This is a genomic window from Nostoc sp. JL33 (assembly GCF_017114985.1).
Lineage (GTDB): Bacteria > Cyanobacteriota > Cyanobacteriia > Cyanobacteriales > Nostocaceae > Nostoc.
In genome coordinates, this window is sequence record NZ_JABXKP010000020.1 from 1 (window position 1) to 22,162 (window position 22,162).

Here is a 22,162-nt window from a genome sequence, read left to right on the forward strand (position 1 = left end):
ATTTTCTCCAAGAAGATGACATTATCGTTGCTGAGACTGGAACTTGTTTGTTTGGCGCTTCTATCGTTCCTTTACCAAAAGGAGCTACTTTTGTTGGGCAAGTACTTTGGGGATCGATTGGTTACTCTGTTGGTTCATTACTTGGTTGTGCTATTGCCGCATCACAACGTCGCTCTATCCTACTGGTTGGTGACGGGTCTTTCCAAATGACTGCACAAGAACTTTCAACCATCCTACGCTATAATTTAAAACCGATTATTTTTTTGCTCAACAATGATGGATATACTATAGAGCGTGATATTCACGGTGAACGTATGCCATATAACGACATTCAACCTTGGAATTATCATCAGCTCCCTAAGGTTTTCGCTGGCAATGCCTGGGCAATTAAAGTTAGTACCGAATCCCAGTTAGACAAAGCATTACAAACAGCTCAACAAAACCGTGACCAACTTGCTTTTATTGAGGTTGTAATGGATAAAATGGATAGCCCAGAGGTTCTGTTGAAGATGTTGCAGCAATAAAGCAACATACTGCCTGATCAATTACTCAGTACCCTCCCCGAGTGATGAGCGTTGCGGTGTGATGCTGGGAGCAACGCTCTAACAGTGAGGTGCTAAAAATTAGGGGTATAAATCACCTGTTTAATAGTGCTGCATCTACGCCCGCCGTAGGCATCGCAGTGAAATACCTGTTTTTATTGAGAATCAAACTATGCATTTGTGAGAATTAAACCCCGATCTCACTTTTTCGCGTTGCTCCCTGTGATGCTGGAGTTTGTGGATGTTGACTCTGAAAGGTTTCCTCAATTGGTGACAGATACCCCGCATTAGACTGAATGCATGGCTTGATTTACTCAAGTTATAGAATAGTTGACTGTGTTAATTCCTCAAACATAACATTTTCAACCTCGCTTTATTGCGCTTGGCTCCATGTAGATAATTTCCCAAATATGACCGTCTAAGTCAGCAAATCCATGTCCATACATAAAACCATGATCTTGCGGTTCATTGTAGGTTGTTCCACCGGCGGCGACAGCAAGGCGAACCATTTCATCTCAAACGCACAATCAGATGTAATCCAAGCGATCGCCTCCATTTATCGCGCCGAGTGGGGTCGGATTCTTGCCACGCTCATCCGGCTGGTTGGGGATTTCGATGTGGCTTTATAGGCGGCACAGGAAGCCTTTATCGCTGCCGTGAATCAGTGGCAGTCCACGGGTATTCCCGAGGCGGAACTGGCCCGTTTGGAGTCTTGCAGCGATCGCGGCACTACATTGTCAGGCGGCACAAGCACAAGAAACGGGCTGGTTACAAATTGTCCGCCTCTACGATTTGCTCGAGAGCTTGCAACCCTCGCCCATTGTGTCGCTGAACCGGGCAGTGGCGATCTCAATGATCAAGAGTCCTCAGACCGCGCTCGAACTCATCGATGGGCTTACCCCTCAACTTAATGGCTACCATCTATTTCACGCCACCCGTGCCGATTTGCTGCGCCGTATGGGAGCCTCAGCGTCAGCCGCACATAGCTACGCGCTTGCGCTCGTGCTAGTCACTAATGACAGCGAACGCCGCTTTCTGGAGCGTCGGCTGCGCTCAGTTCAACCCTAACCTCCAGCATCGTGGGGCGTGACTTCAAGTTTGAGGATATTGAACTCAACAGAGCGTAAACGCTATAAATGCATCATTACATTTGTTGTAGATTTTTGAAGGCATTAAGCAGGTACTGTATAGAAATTTCAATTAATCACGGCACACAAACCAACGAATTGCTATTCCCTAATTCAACAAAAGCAAGCATTCTTAACACAAGGTAGAACATCAGATGAAATCCACACAAGACAAATGGGCATTAGTCACAGGTGGGAACCGAGAGATTGGGTTTGCCATCGCTCAAGGTCTACTGGCAAAAGGTTACTCGATAATTATCACTTCACGCTCACTTGATAACGCAAAACTTGCGGCCCTGAAACTTCAACCAAAGGTAATTCCTGTCGAATTGGATGTCACTAACGATCGCTCTATCAACCAAGCAGTAAAAACCCTGCACCAAAAGATTGATCGCTTAGACGTTTTGATCAATAATGCTGGCGTGTATCCAGACAAGGATGTAAATATTCTTACCATTGACCGTGAGTTACTTGATTCCACAATGAATGCCAACGCCTTTGGCGCAATTCGGATGGTGCAGGCATTTTTACCCCTGTTGGAAAAATCCCCTGATGCCAGAGTTGTTAACGTTTCAAGCGGATATGGAGCATTAGAAGCCTTGTCTTACGATGTCCCAAGTTACTGCCTATCAAAGCTGGCATTAAATGGTACAACAATTATGCTGGCACAAGCTTTACAATCTTTTGGGATTGTTGTCAATTCCATTTGTCCGGGGTGGGTCAAAACAGATATGGGTGGGTCATCAGCACCGCGCACGCCAGAACAAGGTGCCGACACTGTAATTTGGCTGGCTACTGATGCTCCACGCAATATAAGCGGGAAGTTTTTCCGAGATCGTAAAGTAATTTCTTTTTAGATGTTAATTGTCGTTATAGTTTTTTACCTGCATCAGCTTAGAATACTCTTGCTCCAGACGATTTGGTTCTACTTGATGACAAAGTTAGACGGGTCTTGATCTCGTCGATGCTTAGTGGGAATGGGGGCTGGCTGTCCATCACCCGCAAGGGCTGCGGTTTTCTCCAGGGATTCCCTCAATCGCTTGGCTGCGTACATGGACATATCTCGCGGTACATTAATGCGATCGCGCAAATATCGGAGAGCGACATCAGACCCGAATGGAGGTACACAGTCTTCACCGAGCATCATGTGTGTTAAAGCACAACGTAGCGCTTGATCAAACAATTTATCATCTTTAGGGTTGACTCGGATAATATTGATGCGGTGTTCGATAGTTCGTTGAAGAGCTTCCATGCGGGAGTTTTCCGGTTCTGGATAAGTAACGTCTGGTAGCCCAAACCAGGGGCCCTTATCCACCCGCGCTTTATTGAGAAGCATCTGGGTTTCGCCATTTTCCCAACAGCCCCCCATCTGGGGCGGCAAATCATGTGCATGAGTATGAAAGTCACTCTGGGTTCCGCAGTAGGTAGGTCGGCTTTCCATTGCCGCAAACCATGCGCTCAAGCGAGGGTTTTCTTCTCGTAGGGAGTAGCCCTTGTAGTAGTAAAGGCTCGCATTCATCCGTTCGAGATATGGCGTAAAAATGACATCGACGATGCCAAACCCCGATAGAAAGTAAGGGCTTGGGGTATCACCCAGAGCCGACTCGACCCTAGCCACCACTCCAATAAATTGTTCTCGGTTGCGTTGTTCTTGTTGAGAGGAACCGGCTTTAGAACACAGCCAAACGCACCAGGCTCTAAATAAAAGTCGTTCTAATTGACGTAGTGTCAGCACCGTGGGATCTTCCATCCCTTGGCTTAATGGAGCAAAAACTTTTGACAAAGCGATCAAAATGTCATCGCTTTCGGTAATAATCCGTCCATCTAGCTCGATTGCAGGAAGCATTCCTGACGGTACCTTACGTTTATACCAACTTTCTTTCTCTCCATAGCAGAACATTGTCACTTTTTCGATGCGGTAGGGGATCTGTTTTTCCTCTAGCCATAACCAAACTTTTTGACAGTAAGGACACCAGGCATGGTTATCGCGGTACAGCGTTACCCGCACATCAGATTCTCGCTGACCAAACAAGCGCAACCTGGCTTTCGCGTTGGTAAGACCATTAACGGTATCTATTTGATAGTCCGTGAGGGTTTCTAGTTCTTCCCAGCTTAAGGGTGCGGTAGTCATAGGGTGAGTTGCGTCGGGCAATACTGAGGACAATTCTATACTTTACAATATTTTCAATTACACCAAGGCTTAATTTAATACTTCTTACATAGCTGCCTTCTCCCAAGGGGAGACGCTAAAAGCGATCTGCCCTCAGCGCTGGAGCCAATATTTGTAAATTGGCGCTTTCAAACTACGGATGCACGCAATACCGGCGTAGGTTAGAAATGCCGTATCTGCTGCTGAAAACTCTCATATCACTCCATTGTGGCAACCCAAGTAAAAACCTAAGTTCTAAAGTTTCTTGCTAAGAGGTTTTTAAAAGCATTTTTCGCTTCTGCTTGCGGTTGGCGATCGCTGTTGGAGAAGATGGGCAATACAATTATTCCTTTGGGCAAGAGTGGTGAGTGTCGAGGCGTGATCCTGGAGTTTGAGGATGCTTGCCCTGACAAATTTGCTCAATTAGTGACAGATGCGCCACAGTGGACTGAATGGATGGTGTGATTTACGTTCATTCAGGTGGTAAACCAATAAACTATTGCTTGCCAGGTGTGTCTGCCCCTTCAGGATATAGCTCCACTCTCATTACAAGTCAAACTCTTCGTCCTTGCCGTGCGTGGCGGATGCAGGATTTTGTCCAGTCACTAAGCGATCGCTCACAACTAAGAAACAAAAGTAATTGTTCCTATAAAATCTTTCATCGAGCATCCTCAATAACTCCTGTGTCTGGCAGCTTAACTTTCGCTAATCAACTGTAACAAGACTTCCGTTGAGATTTTACTACTAATATCAGCACCTTCCAATAGGCTGTCTGCTAAGTCTCGCTTGTGCTGATGCAATTGCACAATCTTTTCTTCTATAGTATCTTTTGCTACTAGACGATAAATAGTAACTGGGCGTTGTTGCCCAATGCGATGGGCGCGGTCTGAGGCTTGGTCTTCCACTGCGGGATTCCACCAGGGGTCTGTATGAATCACATAATCAGCCGCAGTCAGGTTCAGTCCTGTACCGCCTGCCTTGAGACTAATCAGAAATACATCTCCTGAACCAGCTTGGAAAGCATCCACCCGTTTTTTGCGCTCTGACACTGAAGTACTGCCATCTAGATATTGATAATTAATACCTTGGTGTTCGAGATAATCTCTAATAATGTGCAAATGGTCAACAAACTGACTAAACACCAACGCTTTATGACGATTTTCCAGCAGTTCACCCAGCACCTCACCAAAAAGTTGCAACTTAGAACTGGGTAATTCAGTATCAGGCATAACAAGGCTGGGATTACAGCAGGCGCGACGCAGTTTCATAATCTCAGCCAAAACCTGCAAATGTTTCTTTCCAGCATCTGCATCAGTTTCGGTAAGTTTAGATATTGCTTGACGGCGCAACGCTTCATAGAATGCCTTTTCCTCTCGACTTAACTCTACATGCAACAGAATTTCGGTACGAGATGGCAACTCTTCTAATACTTGATTTTTTGTCCGCCGCAACAGAAATGGTTGAATCAGTTTTTTGAGTTTATTACGTGCAAGTTTATCCTGGTATTTTTCAATGGGGGTAGCAAAGCGTTGATTGAAGCTTTCAAAAGAACCCAATAACCCAGGATTAATAAAACGGAATAAATTCCACAACTCACCTAAGTGATTCTCAATCGGAGTCCCAGTAGTCAGCAACTTAAAATTAGATTTTAGGTTCATGGCTGCCTGAGAACGTTTAGTGGTCATATTTTTAATCGCCTGGGCTTCATCCAAGACAATCGTTTGCCACTGTACACCAGAAAGCATTTGCGCTACTTCTTCCTGCTGTAATAAACCATAGCTGCATACCAACATATCCAATGGTTGTAAACCATCTAATAATTTTTGGCGGTTAGCACCAGAAAATTGAATAATATTCAAAGTTGGGGAAAACTTCTGCGCTTCACTCACCCAATTCATACACACAGAGGTGGGGGCAATTATTAGGGTTGGCCCTTCATGGGCATTTCTGAGAATGACCGCCAATGCCTGCACGGTCTTACCGAGTCCCATTTGATCTGCTAAACAAGCTCCTACACCCCAATGTGCCAGCCGCGCTAGCCAACAAAAACCCTCCATCTGGTAGTCGCGTAGTTCTGCTTGCAGCGTAGATGGCAATTCTGGCTGGAGGTTCTGCACCTCATGGAGTCGCTCTCTATGTGCCTTCCAATGTTTATCTGCTTTTACCTTACCTACCTCATCGACAAAATCTTCTAATCCTAACGTCGCCAAGGGATGAAAACGAATACATGAACTATGCTTTTCCGAAAACATCCGTAATTCGTCGAGGCGTTTCCGAAAAGCTTGAGTTAAAGCCAAAAATTGACCATCACCAAGAGGGATAAAACGGCTGGGCGTTTTATCTAATAGTTCTAGTAGTTGCTGCATATCCAGCACTAGGTCGTTATTCAATTTCAACTCCCCAGTTGCTGCAAACCAGTCTTGCTGACGTTGAATTGATAAATTAAAGTCTTTCAAATCGGCATTGTAGCTAACACGCAGTTTTTCTCCTTGTGGCCATTCTATGACTACGCTACTTTCCAGTGCTTGCAGTTCTAACAGCAATTCTAAACAGTCCTCTGGGTCAGCTATAACCCATTCACCATCTTGTTCTTCAGTTCGCGTCAAGGTGGGGCAGGCTTTGATGGCAGCTTTAGCAAGCTGTTTCTCTTGGGGTAGATTTCGTCTGGTTTGCAGACGTTTCCCGTCAATCTCGGCAATTACAGTTTCACCACCTGTACCAGGACGGTAGTAGGGACCACCTTGGGCAAAGGGGCGTGACAAAAGCGCGACTTTCAAGCCGGCATTGGCAGGTAAAAGGTGAATATGGGGTAGAGTCTGGGCGGGTGCTTCTTCTGCACCTTCGAGTCCGCCACCAATGTCAGAATGTACGGTAACGATGCCAGAGATGGCATTAATCGCTGCCAAAACTTGCTTTTCGGCGATCGCGGGCACGTTTAATTTATTATCTTTACCAAGAATCTCGGCGATGCGGCGGTGTTCGGCAGTAATTTCAATGACTTTGATCCGAGTTGGAGTTTCTTTAATATGCAGAATATTTTGTGATTCTGGTAACTTAGGAGAAAATTCCAAGGTGAGACGATCTTGTTTCCCTTTTTTAACCAGCAGTTCCGGTTCTCCTTTGACAATTTCTACATGAATAGTGGGTGTATCTTCCCAAAAAACTAACGGATGTCCAATTAAAGCAGAGATGGCTTTTTCACCGAAGGTATAATCAACTTTCCCGTAATAAGAGCCATCATTGTATGTTTCTATACAACTACATACTCGCATATCTTGGGGTGTGATGTAATCAAACTCAGATAATGCACTGTTGAGACGTTTGAGGGCTATGGGGCGACCTTTACTCCACTCCCCTTTGCCATTCACTTTTTGTTCTCGTGGTTGCAAGACACATCTGCTGGGATAGAAGGTTATGAACCATGCTAAACGTAGTTCCGATTCTGGTTTTAAGGATGTTTGTGGTCTTGATTGGAGATTTGCCAAGGCATTGAGGCACATTTCCCAGGCTTCTTGAGGTCGAATTAAGTCTACGATGGTTTGAATATTGCTATCTTCTCGCAGTGCGGGAGCAAGTTGATTATAGTTACTGCTAGGTTTTAGCCGGGATAGGAGTTCTGCACTTTCCATTGCCAACCAGTGATAACCAGAGGCAAGCGAGCGCCGATATAGTGGTTCTAGTAAATTAGGTAAGCGTTTTTTAGCACTTTCTGCATCCATCCAGTAAAGGCATAGTGAACAAAACAATGTTTGTAAGCTATTTTCTTCTTCTACGGAAGAAATATGACCCCTGACTACAAATTCTTTTTGAGTAATATCACCAAGGTGAACTTGCAGTACCATGTTCAGTCTGCCATAAGTGAACCTGAGCCAATGATCCCCTTGACGGGACATCAAACTGCTATACTCCTCTGCTTCTTTGAGGCGTTGCACTGAACCATCTTTTAACAGTGCGAGGATAAAAAATAAGCCCCCCATTGTATTGAAATATATTTGCCGTTTGCCTGTAGCCTTTTTGATCGCTTTCAGGGCATCTGTATAATATTTTATGGCTTGTTCATTTTCACCTTGCAGAAAACTTAACCAACCCCAAAAGATAGCAGCATTATTTTGATATTCATTTGATACGCGCTCCAGGCTTTCTTGTGCTTCTTGGGTACAACCTTGTAACAACAGTTGTTCTGTCAAAATCAGATGTAGATAATCTGAGCAATTTTTTCCACTGTTAGAGCATTTTTCTTCTAGCAGCGTCAACGCATCCTCACAAGCAGATAATTTTAAGGCTGAATTGAAGAGGATACTTGATATGCCACTTTCATATAATCCAAGTGGAAGGGTCTTAAACCAATCTGCATCAAATGGATTATTGTATATCTGCTCAAAGATATTTTCTATTACTATTTTTTCTTCGCTATCACTGTACTTCTGGTAATCTTCGATTTGCTGATTAATAAAACTAAGCTCTTGGCGATAAATACCAATGCGGATTTCTCTGATGCACTGGCGTAAGCTGTAGAATATCCGAGAATCTCTGTTCCAGTGAGTACGTATTGGTAGCTTCTCCTCTACTGCTGTTACCAGGATTTCAAACTGTCCTGTTTGTACAGCATGACGAGTAGCAATTTCTGTTAGTAACGGATGACATTCAGGACTCGATCTACTTGACTGTACTAACAAACCTATTTTTAACAATTTATCAATCTGGGGACTAAGGGTTTTAGTACCCCAAGGTTTATTCTTTTCATCTAAAGCGGCAGTCTTACTAATACAAATTACGAAGGAATTTTTGTCTATTGGTGCATAAATTACCGAAAATAACTGAATAATTTTTTGTAAAGAAGGATGTAACTCGAAGTATATATAGGCGAGTTGTGTTTGCAGTTTTGTGGTATCATTAGCCAAATTAATCATCCTATTTATTCAGATCTTTAAATAATTCCATTAATTTACGTTTACGTCCATAAGCCGCTTCCAATTTTGAGCGATAAGCAGACCATTCAGCTTTTTGCCCTAGTTGAATATAAGCAGCTTTGACTTTTTTTAGCCAATTAACCGCAGCGTCATAACGGTCAGCTTTCCCTTGTTCCATAATTGCTTCTGCCCGTTTGCGAGCGTTATCAATTACCCAATCTGCACGATGGGAAACTGCTACATTCATGACTCAATGAACCAGTTTGGAATCATAGTAAGTATCTCTCTCTACTGTTTTTATTGCATCATCAATTAATCCTTCATGGAGGAAAATATCGACTTGAGCTTCTCGTATCCCCCAATCTGGCTAATCGCTATGCTATCTAAAATTGTTGAAGGTATGCTATCACATCCTTGGGAACTTAAGACACACTCAGTACACCAAAAAGTTCTCTAATACCTGCGGTGTTCTCGAAAAATCGCTCAAGCCCAGAAGCGACACTTTTTGTTGCTCCGTGCAAATTGGAGATGTCCACGCCTTAAGTGAGGCGTTCGGGAATACTTGCCTTCATGAAAATGCCATGCGATCGCTTCAGTAAGTCGCTGATGGCAAGATAAAGATGTAGCATTCTTCTTTAACCAAAAAAAATCGGCGGACTAATAGTCTTGTCGCCGAAGTTTTCAATGTTTTAATTGCTACTGTTTTGTCTGGTTATCAATTCAGATTTTTGGCTCTCAATCGCTTGGAGCATTAGGACTTTGTACATCAATATCAGATGAAGCTAAATTAGGAATTTGCCAGTTGAGTTGCTCGGCTTTGAGTACTTCAATCAGTGCAGTTGGAGCAATGAACTCAAGTTCTTGGGTGTTAGGATTAGTTTTAGCAACTAATTGAGTCCCATCTATAATTTTTAGAATTGCTGGCTCTCCCATTGGCAGTTTTAGCCCAGCAACTTTCGCATCATTTGGCAAGTAAATAGCGTCACAATCCCAGTCTTCATCTGTAGTTTCGCCATGACCGAGATAGTAAAGAGCGTTTGGAGTTGAGTTTTCAGGTTTCCGAGCATAGATAGCTAATGGTTTCCCCGTTTCATTGCGACATCTAGCCCAATCTTCTGAAGTCTCCATAGTCTGTTTTTGCAATTCTAAAGCAGCGATTTTCTGCTGTAGCTCTTCTGTGGTATATCCCATTTGTTCTGGGTTTTTCCTAACTTGCATTAGACTATTAAGTGTTTGAACAACTTTTGGGTAGTCAGGGCTATCTTCAGAAATTCTATCTGCCCATGAAGGTTGAGCTAGTCCTATAGTGATCACAAACAGCAAGACGATTAAAATAATTTTCCCAGGTTTCATAAGTTTCTTCTTTTGTGAAAGCATCATTTTTTAGTGAAAATTTGCTTTGAATGCGAAAACCGTAGATACATCTTCAACATATTGCGACTGACTAATAAAATCAAATACTCTTAATTGTCAAAACCATAAATTAAAGTAATTATTTGACGAACTGAGCAAACATAAGACATGATACCAATTCGCAATGACGCTCGTTCCTTGTTAACGCAATGGGCTAACGCCCCGCTTTGCTAACGCAATTGAATCAAGCCCGATACAACAGGCAGAGAGAGGGTTTTTACCTACCTTGGGATACAAGGACTGTTCTCTGACGAGACGCTAGCGCGTAGCTTGCTTCTCCGTAGGAGTACGCGCCACTTGCGGGCGAAAGCGCGTAGCGGGACGCAGTACGGTTTTAAACATAAAGCTTTTTTCATAAAATTTTCTCTTGACTTCCCCTGCAAAAAGATTTACACACCACTCAATGGCATCCGAAAGCAGCCTTACTGATCCTGTTACCCCCCAACTTGAAAGCAATAGTCACGATTGCTGTAATTGACCAATGCCGATCCATGCCATTCCTTCGGCAAATTTAAAGTCATAATCTAATTGTGGTCTAATTACAAACTTTCCTATTTTGTCGATGTAGCCTAGCTTACTGTTAGCTTCAGCCGCAGTCAGTCATAAGAGAAAACTTATAACTTTGCCTTACGAACACGCTTACTTTTTGAATCAATATAAGCAGCTTCATCCCAATGCTGATTAATGCTAGAACTTCGGAAAAATAAGCAGAATAACCAAACTGTGGTGGAATAATAAAATTACCGACTTTATCGATATAACCCCATTAATCACGCTACACAAATCAACGACTTACTATTCCCTGATTCAACATTTCTACAAGCATTCTTAACACAAGGTAGAACATAACATGGAATCCACACAAGATAAATGGGCATTAGTCACAGGTGGGAACCGAGGAATTGGGTTTGCCATCGCTCAAGGTCTACTGGCAAAAGGTTACTCGATAATTATCACTTCCCGCTCCCTTGATAACGCAAAACTTGCGGCCCAGAAACTTCATCCAAAGGTAATTCCTCTGGAATTGGATGTCACTGATGATCGCTCTATCGATGAAGCAGTAAAAACTCTGCACCAGAAAATTGCTCGGTTAGATGTTTTGATCAATAATGCTGGCGTGTATCCAGACAAGGATCTAAATATTCTTACCATTTCTCGTGAGTTACTTGATTCCACAATGAATGCCAACACTTTTGGCGCAATTCGGATGGTACAGGCATTCTTACCCCTGTTGGAAAAATCTCCCGATGCCAGAGTTATTAATGTTTCAAGTGGGTATGGAGCATTAGAAGGTCTGTCTTACGATGTCCCTAGTTACTGCCTATCAAAGCTGGCATTAAATGGTGCAACAATTATGCTGGCACAAGCTTTACACTTTAAAGGGATTGTTGTCAATTCCATTTGTCCGGGGTGGGTTAAGACAGATATGGGTGGGTCATCAGCACCGCGCACCCCAGAAGAAGGAGCCGACACTGCAATTTGGTTGGCTACTGATGCTCCACGCAATATAAACGGTAAGTTTTTGCGAGATCGTAAAGTAATTTCTTTTTAGATGTTAATTGTCGTTATAGTTTTTTACCTTGAAAAAAGCATATATCTTCTATGCCTTGAAAAACCCCACCTCCTCTCGACGTATTAAATAATGGATTTATTTGACCAGCATCTTGCAAAAATAACTGAAAAAGAAGCACCCCTAGCGGCTCGGATGCGTCCACGGACACTTGATGAATTTATTGGTCAAGAGTATATTATCGGGCAAGGAAGGCTATTGCGGCGTGCTATTAGTTTGGATCAACTGTCTTCCTTAATCTTTTCTGGGCCACCAGGAACCGGCAAGACTACTCTAGCCCGTGTTATTGCCAACAGCACCCGCGCTCACTTCATCGCTATCAATGCTGTACTCTCAGGAGTCAAAGAAATTCGAGCCGCAATTGAAATAGCTCAACAACAGCGCAAGTTCCATAATCAACGAACTATTCTTTTTGTCGATGAAGTCCATCGTTTTAATAAGTCTCAGCAGGATGCTCTATTGCCTTGGGTAGAGAATGGTACAATCATTCTCATTGGTGCTACCACCGAAAATCCTTTTTTTGAGGTCAATAAGGCACTTGTCAGCCGTTCGCGGATTTTTCAACTTCAGCAATTAACTGATAAAGATTTATACAATATTGTTGAGCAAACACTAGCTGATTCGGAACGCGGTTATGGCAAGTTAACAGTACAAATTGACACAGATGCTTTAGCTCATCTAGTTAATGTTGCCAATGGTGATGCTCGTTCATTATTGAATGCTTTGCAACTAGCTGTAGAGACTACATCTCCCGATGCTACAGGTGTTATTCATATTCCTCTAGCAGTGGCAGAAGAATCAATTCAGCAGCGTGCTGTTTTATACGATAAAGAAGGGGATGCCCATTTTGATACCATCAGTGCTTTTATCAAGAGCTTACGAGGTTCTGACCCAGATGCAGCACTGTACTGGCTAGCCAAAATGGTTTATGCAGGTGAAGACCCACGTTTCATTTTCCGTCGGATGTTAATTCTTGCAAGCGAAGATGTGGGATTAGCTGACCCACAAGCAGTTGTCGTTACAAATGCTTGTGCTGAAGCTTTTGACCGCGTGGGAATGCCGGAAGGACGTTATCATTTGGCGCAGGCAGTACTTTATTTAGCGACTGCACCAAAGTCCAACAGCATTATGGGCTTTTTTGATGCTTTAGCCGCAGTAGAAAATGAAAATGTTGCTTCCATTCCCACTCATCTTAAAGATGCCAATCGGGATAAAAAAGGTTTTGGGCATGGGGCGAGTTATCTCTATCCTCACGCTTACCGAGATCATTGGGTAGAACAGCAATATTTACCCAAGAGCTTGCAAGGTCAATTATTTTACCAACCATCAACCCAAGGTTATGAATACCAAATCGCAACACAAGTAGCACGGCGTCGGGAAGCTCAACTTGCTGCAATAGTAGAGGGGATTGGTGTTGCACCAGTGGAAGTCATGACTTATGGAACTGTTGACCGAGCAGATGAGCGTTGGTTGCAACGCACACTTTCTCAGGTAAGTACACAATTAGCATCTGTGCGCGAGCGCATTTTCACTTTCGCTCAATTACAACGCCATCACTTAGTATTAGATTTAAATGCTGCCACTGGTTTACTTACTTGGGAAGCAATCCGGCAAGTTCCTGAAGGCGGGGTTTATGCCTGTGTCCGCAATAGTTCTGATGCCAATGCTTTAAATGAACTTGCTGCGGCACTTCCTGAAACAATGCGACCAATAGTTTTTACTGCATCTGTTGCACAGATACCTGCTATGCTGACATCTCTTGCACCAAATGTACAGTTTGACTCTATTATTGGGCGCAATGTACTAGCCTCGGAATTAGATAAGGGACTTGCTGCTCAAATTTTAGGTCAATTGATCCCGCGCTCAGTCAAGCTTATTTTAGCTGAGACAGTACCTCGCCATACCCAAAGGTTTTACCGCTTACTGCCCAGCCAAAATCTCGATGCCCAATTGTATGAGCGATTAGTTTTAGCGGAAGAAGCTATTTATACAGATGCCTCTGACCCCATGCTTAACTGGGATGCTGATGATTTGCGTCACGCTTTTGCTTCAAATGGACACTACGTACAAGTGATTATCGAACAGTATTTGACACCAATGCACATCTCTGAGCATTTTATCAAGCGTTTATTTGCTGCTAATCCCAATCGACCAAGTTATGCCGAACGTCTGGCTGCAAATTTGACCAGTGAGGAAATAGGCATTATTAAAAGTTTATTTACTCGTTACTTACTCAACCAATCCGTTAATTGGTCAAGCACTGTGGCTTTTTTAAATATTAGCACATGAATCTTTTTTGACTCACAAATCACAGTCATTTATAGTTATGATTGAAATGGTGCAATTGCTATTAGACACGTCCTGTTAAAAACAGATAACTGAAACCGAGATCATGTTTCTTGATTGACTGACTTTGAGCTTTATTTGTGAATGCTTTGCTCAAATTAAAATAATTTTAGATAACTATGCCAATTAAAAAACGCATTGAGCTTAGTCCAGGATCTTTTCTTAATTCCGCAGATAAAAAGATACTTGTCAATTTAGCTACTGAAGACATTTTAACTTTAATCACGCAAGAATTAAAAACTCGTTACTCCCCAGAAACTCAAAAACTCTTACTTGAGGAAAGTTCCCAGTTATTACCTAATTTCGTGCTACAAGAATTATTAAAGCGCCAAGAGCAGGTAGTAAACGTTAACCCCGATACCTTAATAGTGGTTAACTGTCAAATAGCAGAGACAGAAGCCCATGATTTGGGATTTGATTTAAATATCGAAGCATATTTTGTCATTGCAGATACAACAGGTCAAAACCATTTTCGGGCTAATAAGATAGTCCTTTGGTCGAATATATGGGGTGATGAACAACGGCTTTTTGATTTAGAAGATGAACTAGGTGAGCAATTCTGGACAAATTATCTTGCTCCAATTGCTTTTTGATGAAAAAGAGCAGCAAACAATTGAACTGTCAGTGTCACAAACAGATGATTATGCCGCGAGGTTAGAATTTTACCCATCGCTGAAAAGGTTTTCACCATCTATATCTATAGTTCCCTTTACGGATAATGATTTTTAAAAATTCTCAATCAGAATACATGCGTCAGTCGTCAGAATACAGGAAAGGTATTCTGACCGATAAGCCGAAAAAATAACTCCAATGTAGGTCATTGTTGTGGTCAAGGGATTTACTAATTTTGTCTATCTTTGCTCAACGTTCAGTATTCATCCGCAGTTTTCTAAAACTGGCATCTGTAAATGTTCTTTCAAATCTAATGGTTCCGTTGGCAGGACTAATAGATGTAATGTTTTTAGGGCATTTAACGGAGATTCGTCATTTAGCAGGTGTGGCAATAGCAACAATTTTATTCAATTATATTTATTGGACATTCGGTTTCTTACGTATGGGTACAACTGGAATGGTTGCACAGGCTATAGGGCGTAAAGATAACCAATCGGCAGTACTGATTGGTTTACAGCATGGAATATTAGCGCTAATATTAGGACTTGCCATTCTGATATTTCAAAAACCTTTACAAGTATTAGGGTTTGCAATTCTAAGTGCTACACCAGAAGTTAAAACTTCTGGTGTTGATTTCTATAATGCTTTAATATGGGGTGCCCCAGCAACATTGATTAACTTTGTCTTGATTGGTTGGTTTCTTGGACAAGCACAAAGTAGTAAAGTTTTGTTGCTTTCAGCTATTAGTAATTGTGCAAATGTACTACTAGATTATCTATTTATTGTTCAGTGGGGATGGTCAAGTAGAGGAGCTGGGTTAGCGACAGCCACTAGTCAGTATCTCATGCTAATAGTAGGTACTTTGTTATATTGTCAAACAATTTCATTTAAACAAATACAAGCTTCAATTGGGGAAGTATTTAACCTATCTGCTTTAAAATCAGTTTTCATGCTGAATGGAGAAATTATTATTCGGACTTTCGCTTTAATTTCGACAATGGCGATGTTTAGCAATCTCAGTTCTATGTTAGGAACTGAAATTCTGGCGACAAATACCCTGCTTATGCAATTGGTGAGCTTGGCAGCATATTTCATTGATGGCTTGGCATTCGCTACTGAGAGCTTGGCTGGAATTTTTCAAGGTAGTGGAAATATTACTTCTTTAAAACAACTGTTGCAAACTTCTGTAGTCAGTAGCTTAGTTATAGGATTAATGTTTGCTACTGCATTTATTTTTGCCCCAGAATCACTGTTAAGATTGCTGACCAATCATACTGAAATTATCAATAATTTACGTTCTTATATTCCTTGGTTGTTACCAGTTTTGGGTTTTGGCTCAGTCGCTTATGCGCTAGACGGTTATTTTCTAGGGTTGACTCAAGGTCATACACTTCGCCAAGCTATGCTGAAAGCCACTGTAATCGGTTTTATTCCATCAGCAATTACAGCAATGTATTTCCATAATAGTCATTTACTATGGCTATCAATGTCTTTATTTATGGCAGCAAGAACAATAACTTTGGCATTGTGTGTACCAAAATCATTTTCTAAAAGACAGGGATGAATACAGAATATATCTATCTTCACGGGAAATGTATATTTTCAATTATCTATTTTGCCCTTGAGTGATGCTTACGGTTTGAGAAGGCTACGTACCTTTACTGCAAGACTAAAGAAAGACCGACTATGTTTTAAATGTTGCCAAACGCTTCCGGGAGCCTTACTTTCATTAAGCGTCGGAGAGAACTAAAATACTTATTAGTATAAATATACTATCAAATGAATAAGATGACAGAACAAGGCAGCATTTACAACCATAATGGTCAACCATCAACAGGTAGCATTCAATCACGTCAAATGGCCGAAAAGTTCGCCAATGGCATTGCTGAATTTAATTGGAAAGTTGATTACTTCAAATTTTGTGAGCTTTTAGAATTAGAACCAGGGGAGTATGCAGATGAGCAATACCGATATTTTCAGCAGTTAGCAGAATCGCTGACGAGATTTAATGCTGAGTCTTTAGCCAAAATGATTGATGCTGGGGTGGAAAAGTAAGCTTTTGAGTTCATTACGAAGTTAAAGGTGGGGACTGAAATCAACTTTCTTGCTTGATTTTGAGTCACCACCACTGACTACCAATCTTTGGCAAAAAATTATCCTAGTTTACCCTCATCACTCCTATAATTCATAGCTCTGGGCTTCCGTTTTCTGAGAGGGACTACTGATTTCTTAGGTGCTTGTGGCGGACGACATATTTCACAGTAAAGCGGTCGCACACCAAAGGTTTCTCGTTGTGTGGGTTGCTCACACTGCTTACATACGAAGTTGAAAACGCGGGTGTGAATTTCCCGCTTATGCGCTCTAACGGTATACTCTCGGACATCAATTGTTTTGCTGGGCATCGGTTCTTTCTTCGGTGTTCTATTTATAAGGATAGTTTCTGGGCATCAATATATTCATGCACCATTTGATTGAAACAGTGATGATCTGATGGTTTTTCGCCAGGGATTAAGCAGAGGCGATTGCCACCGACTCATGACGGATACGCGATCGCACTCCTGAGAGCAACAATTGAAGGCATCTTTAACAGCAGTCGCAGTTTGCTCTCAGCCTTTGGAGTAGCGAGTTCGACTTATATAAATGAAACTAGAATGCAACAACCCTTAATTAATCAGGATTAATTAAGATACTCTCTAATATCATTTTGCTTACGACGAAGAATTTTTAAAGCAAGATGTTCAGTCTTACGAATTGTTTCTCGACTAAGATTTAGGCGTTTTGCAACTTGACTCAAAGTTAATTCTTGATTATCTTCCAATCCAAAACGTAGAGTCAATACTTCTCGTTGCCTTGGATTGAGCAACATCAGCAACTTGCTCAAGTCTTGGTGTAAAAACTCTTGAGCTATTTGCTCATCCAGGGAAATACCATCCATCGGTAAAATATCAGCTAGTTCAGTTTCACGCTCATCCCCGACTCGCATTTCTAGCGAGACTGGAGCGCGGGAAACCTGAAGATATTCCCGTATTTGATTGGGCAATACATTTAAGGATTCGGCAATTTCTGCTACAACTGGAGGACGACCCAAAGATTGAGACAGTTGCTGCTGTACTCTCCTGATTTTATTTAATTTCTCGTTGATATGGATTGGCAGACGGATAGTGCGAGATTTTTCTCCAATCGCCCGTGTTATTGACTGCTTAATCCACCAATAAACGTAGGTCGATAGTTTATAGCCTCGGTTGGGATCAAACCTTTCGATTCCCTTTTGTAAACCTAATGCCCCTTCTTGGAGCAAATCGAGAAAATCTAAATTGTGATTCTGGTACTTTTTAGCGATCGCTACCACCAACCGTAGGTTAGCTGTCACCATTTTCTGTTTAGCCTTTTGGCCTTGTTGAACGATTGACTCTACCTCAGCTTCGCTTTGCCCAAGCGAGGTGGCTAATTCTCTTGCCGTTGGTTGTCGATTTAGTTGAAGTGCGAGGCTTGAGCGCTGTTCTTCAATCGCCATCATCTGCTGTACAAGCCTAGCATTTGTAATTTCTTGCTCAGGAGTTAGCAGAGGGTAGCGTCCGATTTCTTTTAAGTAGGAACGAACTAAGTCGGTAGTTGGACTGGGCATACTTTCAATTAATTGTGACGACTACTTTTATTTTTCGTTTGAATAGAATGTTTTATCTCAAAAATTAACTAGCAAATCAAATCTTAACCATAGATTTAACCCAATATTTATCTTTGGAAAACAAGTTTATAAATATAATACTTGAAATCTAAAAATAGGTAAATACTAAAAGCTGTTTTATTTGATATTAAGCTTTAAAACAACAAAGAAATTTGGCTAAATTAAATTAGAGAGACGCTACGCTAATTTTAGAGTGAAGTCCTCTCTTGAAGAGAGGATATGTTCAAACTCGCTTCACATTTGAACAAGGCTTAAGAACGCTTTGCGTAGATTAGATGAAAATTACAAATACTTAGTTAAGAAATAATCATGGATATACAATCTCTACTCACTTTGACAATCGTAGCTATCTTTTGGGCATTTGTTAGTCTCGTTATGTTCCAGTTCATTAACGGACTATTTGTATCGGCTGCTTACACTAGTAATGTGGTTTCAGTTAGCAATGGAAATATAGCCGCTTCTACAATCCCATCAGTATCAGAAGTAATCACACCACAAGCTCGGACTTTTGAAAAGTTGCCAGATCCTTGGACACTAGAGGATGAAGCTGTTCATCATACCAGTAACGAAGCAGTTATTCTCTCATTCCCTACATTGAGATTACTGCCTCCAGTTAAAGAAATTTCACCACAACCAAAACGTACTACTCGTTCAAGCAAAGCTAACAATGCTGCCAACAAGTCACCGAAAACTAAAAAGGCTGATGTAAAGTCTTCAGGCAAGCGCAAGCCAGGTAGACCGCGTAAAACTGCTTAATTCGCTTTTTAATTCTCGTTCGATCACCGAAGAATAAATATCTGAAGGTTAAAAAGTTTAAATGAGGCAATTATTGCCTCATTTATTAATAAGAGAAAGGCTTCGCCATAGCAATAGTGAAAAAATAATGTTGTGAGTAATGCAATGGTACAGCAACTTTTCACCCAAGGTTTTCTGTTCGACTTTCAAACAGTATTAGATTATGGGCAATCAATATTAAGTGTTGGTCAAGAGCTTTTGAAAACACTACTTGAGAATCGCCCCCTGAACACGAAAACTGTTCAAGCCCAAATGAATCGCCACTTCCACGGTACTGCGGCAGAGGGCACATGGCAGTGGAAAGATGCTTACGAAGCTGTGGAAGTGGCGGCAATTTTGTACCTGCGACAAAAGGGACTCTCAGAAAATCCCTTAGAGCAATTGCAACTGCTCAAATCCCTTTGCCCCACACACAGCCGCCGTACCCAGGAGCAAATTCAGCTTCAGCAGTTTTCAACTCCACTACCATTAGCATACTTGGTGGCAATGGCTGGACAAGTCACTTCTGATGATTTAGTGCTTGAACCCAGTGCTGGTACTGGAATACTGGCTCAGTTCGCTAAACTTCAAGGCGCGAGTCTCATGCTCAACGAATTGGCAGAGGGCAGAACTAAGATTCTGCGGCGATTATTCCCTGGTACACCATTATTCTCAGTAAACGCGGAACAGATTAACGATTACCTAGCTGGTAAAACTCAGCCCTCTGTTATGCTGATGAATCCACCTTTTTCCGCATCTCCCAAAATCAGCAGTCGCAACCCTGATGCAACAAAGAGCCACATCAACTCAGCATTGCAAAGACTGGCTGACGGTGGGCGCCTGGTAACAATCACAGCCAACTGGTTCTCTCCGGCTAACCCAAGCTGGCGAGAGACTTTTGTTAGGTGGCAAGAGAAAGCACGAGTTTTAATGTCAGTCGGGGTTAACGGCAAGGTTTACTCAAAACATGGTACACAGATCGACACTCGGATTACAGTGATCGACAAGGTTCCGGCTGATAATCCTGGCGACATCCCCTGTATTTCCGAAACTTTGGACTTGCCCGAACTGCTAGCGTTGATTGAGCATTTGCCACTGCGATCTTCGTGGGAGCGCTCAGAAGAAGTCAAACATGCTGCGAAGGCAATTGTTGTTCAATTGCCAAAACGTACTACAATTGCACAACCAGAAACAGTTTCCTCTCTTCCAGACGATGTAGTAGTGCTGGAATATGAGGTTGTTGAATGGTCTGCTACAGAAGGACTTAAAGATACTTTATATGAAACCTATCGCCCACAACGAATCCGAATCAAGGACGCTTTACCTCATCCTTCCCTACTTTGCGAAAGTGCAGCCCTAGCACTTGTTTCGCCACCAGCACCAACTTATAAACCGCATCTTCCTGGCAACATTATCACACAAGGCTTGTTGTCAGAGGCACAGCTTGAAAGCGTTATTTACGCAGGTCAGGCGCACTGTGAATTTTTGTCTGGGTCTTATATTGTGGATGATTCTTGGGATAATGTGACTGTAGCGGCTCAAGGCGAAGAAAATGCTGTAAAATTTCGTCGTGGCTGGTTCTTGGGCGATGGGACAGGTGCGGGGAAAGGAAGACAATGTGCAGGAATCATCCTCGATAACTGGTGTCAGGAATGAAGAAAAGCAATCTGGGTATCAAAAAGTGCTGCTCTTATTGAGGATGCACGTAGAGATTGGTGTGCGCTCGGAGGTAGTGAGAAAGATATTATCGACCTGGGCAACATCAAACTTGGCGACCCCATCCCTTTCACCCAAGGTATTCTGTTCTGCACCTACTCAACTCTGCGCTCTCAAAAGAACGGCAAAAGTCGGCTTAAGCAAATCGTTGAGTGGGCAGGCAAGGACTTTGAGGGAGCGATCGCATTTGATGAGTGTCACGCGATGGGTAACGCAATGGCGCAAGAGGGTAAACTGGGCATGGTTGCAGCATCCCAGCAAGGCATTGTTGGGCTGCGATTGCAAAATGCCTTACCCTCTTCACGGGTTGTCTATGTCTCTGCGACTGGAGCGACGAAGGTTTCTAACCTATCTTATGCAAATCGTCTGGGGCTTTGGCAGACTGGAGATTTCCCGTTTACCTCCCGTGAGGATTTTGTAGAATCCATTGAGGGCAGTGGTATTGCAGCGATGGAAGTGGTAGCCAGGGATCTCAAGGCTTTGGGGCTGTATCTGGCGCGGAGCCTTTCATTCGAGGGGGTAGAGTATCAAACTCTCTACATTGAGTTAACGTCCACGCAGGAACGGAGTTATAACAGCTATTCTGATGCTTTTGGGGTTATTCACCATAATTTAGATAAAGCCCTGGAAGCTTGTAATATCTCTGGTGACAAGACTTACAATCGCGCTGCTAAGATGTCGGCTGTATCGCAGTTTGAGTCGCATAAGCAAAGATTCTTCAACCATCTGTTGACTGGCATGAAGTGTCCACAGTTAATTAAAGCAATTGAGCAGAATCTAGCCCAAGGTCTTGCAGTTGTCATTCAAATAGTTTCGACTAATGAAGAACTTTTGAAACGACGACTTGATGAAGTTCCTGCTTCGGAATGGAAGGATCTCAATCTTGACTTGACCCCACGAGAATATGTGATGGACTACTTGATGAGTGCTTTCCCTGTTCATCTTCATTCCATCCATTCAGGCGTTGATGGAGAAGAAAGATCCGAGCCAGTCTTTGACGCTGATGGCTCTCCGGTTATCTCCCAAGAAGCTGTAGCCTTAAGAGATGCCTTAGTAGACAAACTCGCCAGCCTTGCTCCAATTCCTGGCGCACTAGAGCAACTGCTGTGGCACTTTGGTAACAAACAAATTGCTGAAGTAACTGGTCGCAGCAAGCGAGTTTTGAAAGATGATTCAGGGCGTTTGTTTGTGGATTCGCGTGGTAGTGGGGCGAATATTGCTGAGACTGCTGCGTTTATGCAGGGTGACAAACAAATCCTCATCCAATACTTTTCGGTTAAGGACAAAAACAGGTAAATTGAGTCTTGTACTGAAAAAC

At 42.4% G+C, this 22,162-nt stretch carries 22 protein-coding genes and 1 pseudogene; 13 read left to right on the plus strand and 10 right to left on the minus strand.

The window, feature by feature from the left end:
• Positions 1-524: thiamine pyrophosphate-dependent enzyme (locus HWQ23_RS04385; protein WP_292824088.1), on the plus strand; the 524-nt coding region annotated here is incomplete at its 5' end.
• Between the two features lie 380 nt (positions 525-904).
• Here HWQ23_RS04385 and HWQ23_RS04390 read toward each other — a convergent pair.
• Positions 905-1,051, minus strand: a complete 147-nt coding sequence (locus HWQ23_RS04390; protein ID WP_292824091.1) for a VOC family protein — start codon at positions 1,049-1,051, stop codon at positions 905-907.
• Positions 1,052-1,198: 147 nt separating this feature from the next.
• Here HWQ23_RS04390 and HWQ23_RS04395 point away from each other — a divergent pair, with 147 nt between their 5' ends.
• Complete coding sequence (locus tag HWQ23_RS04395) at positions 1,199-1,453, plus strand: hypothetical protein (protein WP_292824095.1); 255 nt, start codon at positions 1,199-1,201, stop codon at positions 1,451-1,453.
• 371 nt (positions 1,454-1,824) lie between these two features.
• A complete protein-coding gene (locus HWQ23_RS04400; protein ID WP_292824097.1) occupies positions 1,825-2,526 on the plus strand; it encodes an SDR family NAD(P)-dependent oxidoreductase in 702 nt (233 codons plus the stop codon).
• 68 nt (positions 2,527-2,594) lie between these two features.
• Here the strand turns inward: HWQ23_RS04400 and HWQ23_RS04405 are convergent, their stop codons facing one another.
• Complete coding sequence (locus HWQ23_RS04405; RefSeq protein ID WP_292824100.1) at positions 2,595-3,800, minus strand: glutathione S-transferase family protein; 1,206 nt, start codon at positions 3,798-3,800, stop codon at positions 2,595-2,597.
• 348 nt (positions 3,801-4,148) lie between these two features.
• Here HWQ23_RS04405 and HWQ23_RS04410 point away from each other — a divergent pair, with 348 nt between their 5' ends.
• The gene (locus HWQ23_RS04410; RefSeq protein WP_292824103.1) at positions 4,149-4,283 is read left to right on the plus strand and encodes a hypothetical protein; all 135 of its coding nucleotides are present in this window, start codon (positions 4,149-4,151) and stop codon (positions 4,281-4,283) included.
• Positions 4,284-4,364: 81 nt separating this feature from the next.
• Here the strand turns inward: HWQ23_RS04410 and HWQ23_RS04415 are convergent, their stop codons facing one another.
• The 6 genes from HWQ23_RS04415 to HWQ23_RS33375 form a co-directional block, all read right to left on the minus strand.
• Positions 4,365-4,487 carry a hypothetical protein gene (locus HWQ23_RS04415; protein ID WP_292824106.1) on the minus strand — a complete coding sequence of 41 codons (123 nt, stop codon included), beginning with the start codon at positions 4,485-4,487 and terminating at the stop codon, positions 4,365-4,367.
• 26 nt (positions 4,488-4,513) lie between these two features.
• On the minus strand, positions 4,514-8,728 hold the full coding sequence (locus HWQ23_RS04420; RefSeq protein ID WP_292824109.1) for a DEAD/DEAH box helicase: 4,215 nt from the start codon (positions 8,726-8,728) through the stop codon (positions 4,514-4,516).
• A gap of 1 nt (position 8,729) precedes the next feature.
• Positions 8,730-8,975 (minus strand): hypothetical protein, encoded by a 246-nt coding sequence (locus tag HWQ23_RS04425; RefSeq protein WP_292824112.1) that lies wholly within the window; start codon positions 8,973-8,975, stop codon positions 8,730-8,732.
• Between the two features lie 488 nt (positions 8,976-9,463).
• Entirely contained in the window at positions 9,464-10,081 is a 618-nt protein-coding gene (locus tag HWQ23_RS04430) for a hypothetical protein (protein WP_292824115.1), read from the minus strand.
• Between the two features lie 519 nt (positions 10,082-10,600).
• A complete protein-coding gene (locus tag HWQ23_RS33575; RefSeq protein ID WP_472850383.1) occupies positions 10,601-10,741 on the minus strand; it encodes a WG repeat-containing protein in 141 nt (46 codons plus the stop codon).
• Positions 10,728-10,898, minus strand: a complete 171-nt coding sequence (locus HWQ23_RS33375; protein WP_365740548.1) for a hypothetical protein — start codon at positions 10,896-10,898, stop codon at positions 10,728-10,730. The genes HWQ23_RS33575 and HWQ23_RS33375 overlap by 14 nt, the downstream gene beginning before the upstream one ends.
• 93 nt (positions 10,899-10,991) lie before the next feature.
• On the opposite strand from HWQ23_RS33375, the gene HWQ23_RS04435 reads away from it, so the two are divergent.
• From HWQ23_RS04435 to HWQ23_RS04455, 5 genes are all read left to right on the plus strand, one after another.
• Positions 10,992-11,693, plus strand: a complete 702-nt coding sequence (locus tag HWQ23_RS04435) for an SDR family NAD(P)-dependent oxidoreductase (RefSeq protein ID WP_292824118.1) — start codon at positions 10,992-10,994, stop codon at positions 11,691-11,693.
• Positions 11,694-11,783: 90 nt separating this feature from the next.
• Positions 11,784-14,000 (plus strand): AAA family ATPase, encoded by a 2,217-nt coding sequence (locus HWQ23_RS04440; RefSeq protein ID WP_292824121.1) that lies wholly within the window; start codon positions 11,784-11,786, stop codon positions 13,998-14,000.
• 176 nt (positions 14,001-14,176) lie between these two features.
• Positions 14,177-14,650 (plus strand): hypothetical protein, encoded by a 474-nt coding sequence (locus tag HWQ23_RS04445; RefSeq protein ID WP_292824124.1) that lies wholly within the window; start codon positions 14,177-14,179, stop codon positions 14,648-14,650.
• Between the two features lie 254 nt (positions 14,651-14,904).
• Entirely contained in the window at positions 14,905-16,233 is a 1,329-nt protein-coding gene (gene gntT, locus HWQ23_RS04450) for a guanitoxin biosynthesis MATE family efflux transporter GntT (protein ID WP_292824127.1), read from the plus strand.
• Positions 16,234-16,448: 215 nt separating this feature from the next.
• Complete coding sequence (locus HWQ23_RS04455; RefSeq protein ID WP_292824131.1) at positions 16,449-16,724, plus strand: hypothetical protein; 276 nt, start codon at positions 16,449-16,451, stop codon at positions 16,722-16,724.
• A gap of 98 nt (positions 16,725-16,822) precedes the next feature.
• On the opposite strand, the gene HWQ23_RS04460 is transcribed toward HWQ23_RS04455, so the two are convergent.
• The gene (locus HWQ23_RS04460; RefSeq protein ID WP_292824134.1) at positions 16,823-17,071 is read right to left on the minus strand and encodes a hypothetical protein; all 249 of its coding nucleotides are present in this window, start codon (positions 17,069-17,071) and stop codon (positions 16,823-16,825) included.
• 120 nt (positions 17,072-17,191) lie between these two features.
• Between HWQ23_RS04460 and HWQ23_RS04465 the strand changes: the two genes are divergently transcribed.
• A complete protein-coding gene (locus tag HWQ23_RS04465; protein ID WP_292824137.1) occupies positions 17,192-17,350 on the plus strand; it encodes a hypothetical protein in 159 nt (52 codons plus the stop codon).
• Here the strand turns inward: HWQ23_RS04465 and HWQ23_RS04470 are convergent.
• Positions 17,347-18,294 (minus strand): RNA polymerase sigma factor, RpoD/SigA family, encoded by a 948-nt coding sequence (locus tag HWQ23_RS04470; protein ID WP_292824140.1) that lies wholly within the window; start codon positions 18,292-18,294, stop codon positions 17,347-17,349. The genes HWQ23_RS04465 and HWQ23_RS04470 overlap by 4 nt on opposite strands.
• 369 nt (positions 18,295-18,663) lie before the next feature.
• Here HWQ23_RS04470 and HWQ23_RS04475 point away from each other — a divergent pair, with 369 nt between their 5' ends.
• From HWQ23_RS04475 to HWQ23_RS04485, 3 genes and pseudogenes are all read left to right on the plus strand, one after another.
• Positions 18,664-19,110, plus strand: a complete 447-nt coding sequence (locus tag HWQ23_RS04475) for a hypothetical protein (protein WP_292824143.1) — start codon at positions 18,664-18,666, stop codon at positions 19,108-19,110.
• Positions 19,111-19,863: 753 nt separating this feature from the next.
• A pseudogene (locus HWQ23_RS04480) lies at positions 19,864-21,408 on the plus strand (strawberry notch family protein); the annotation flags it as partial.
• Positions 21,409-21,765: 357 nt separating this feature from the next.
• Positions 21,766-22,140 carry a strawberry notch C-terminal domain-containing protein gene (locus HWQ23_RS04485; protein WP_292824145.1) on the plus strand — a complete coding sequence of 125 codons (375 nt, stop codon included), beginning with the start codon at positions 21,766-21,768 and terminating at the stop codon, positions 22,138-22,140.
• Positions 22,141-22,162 lie beyond the last annotated feature (22 nt).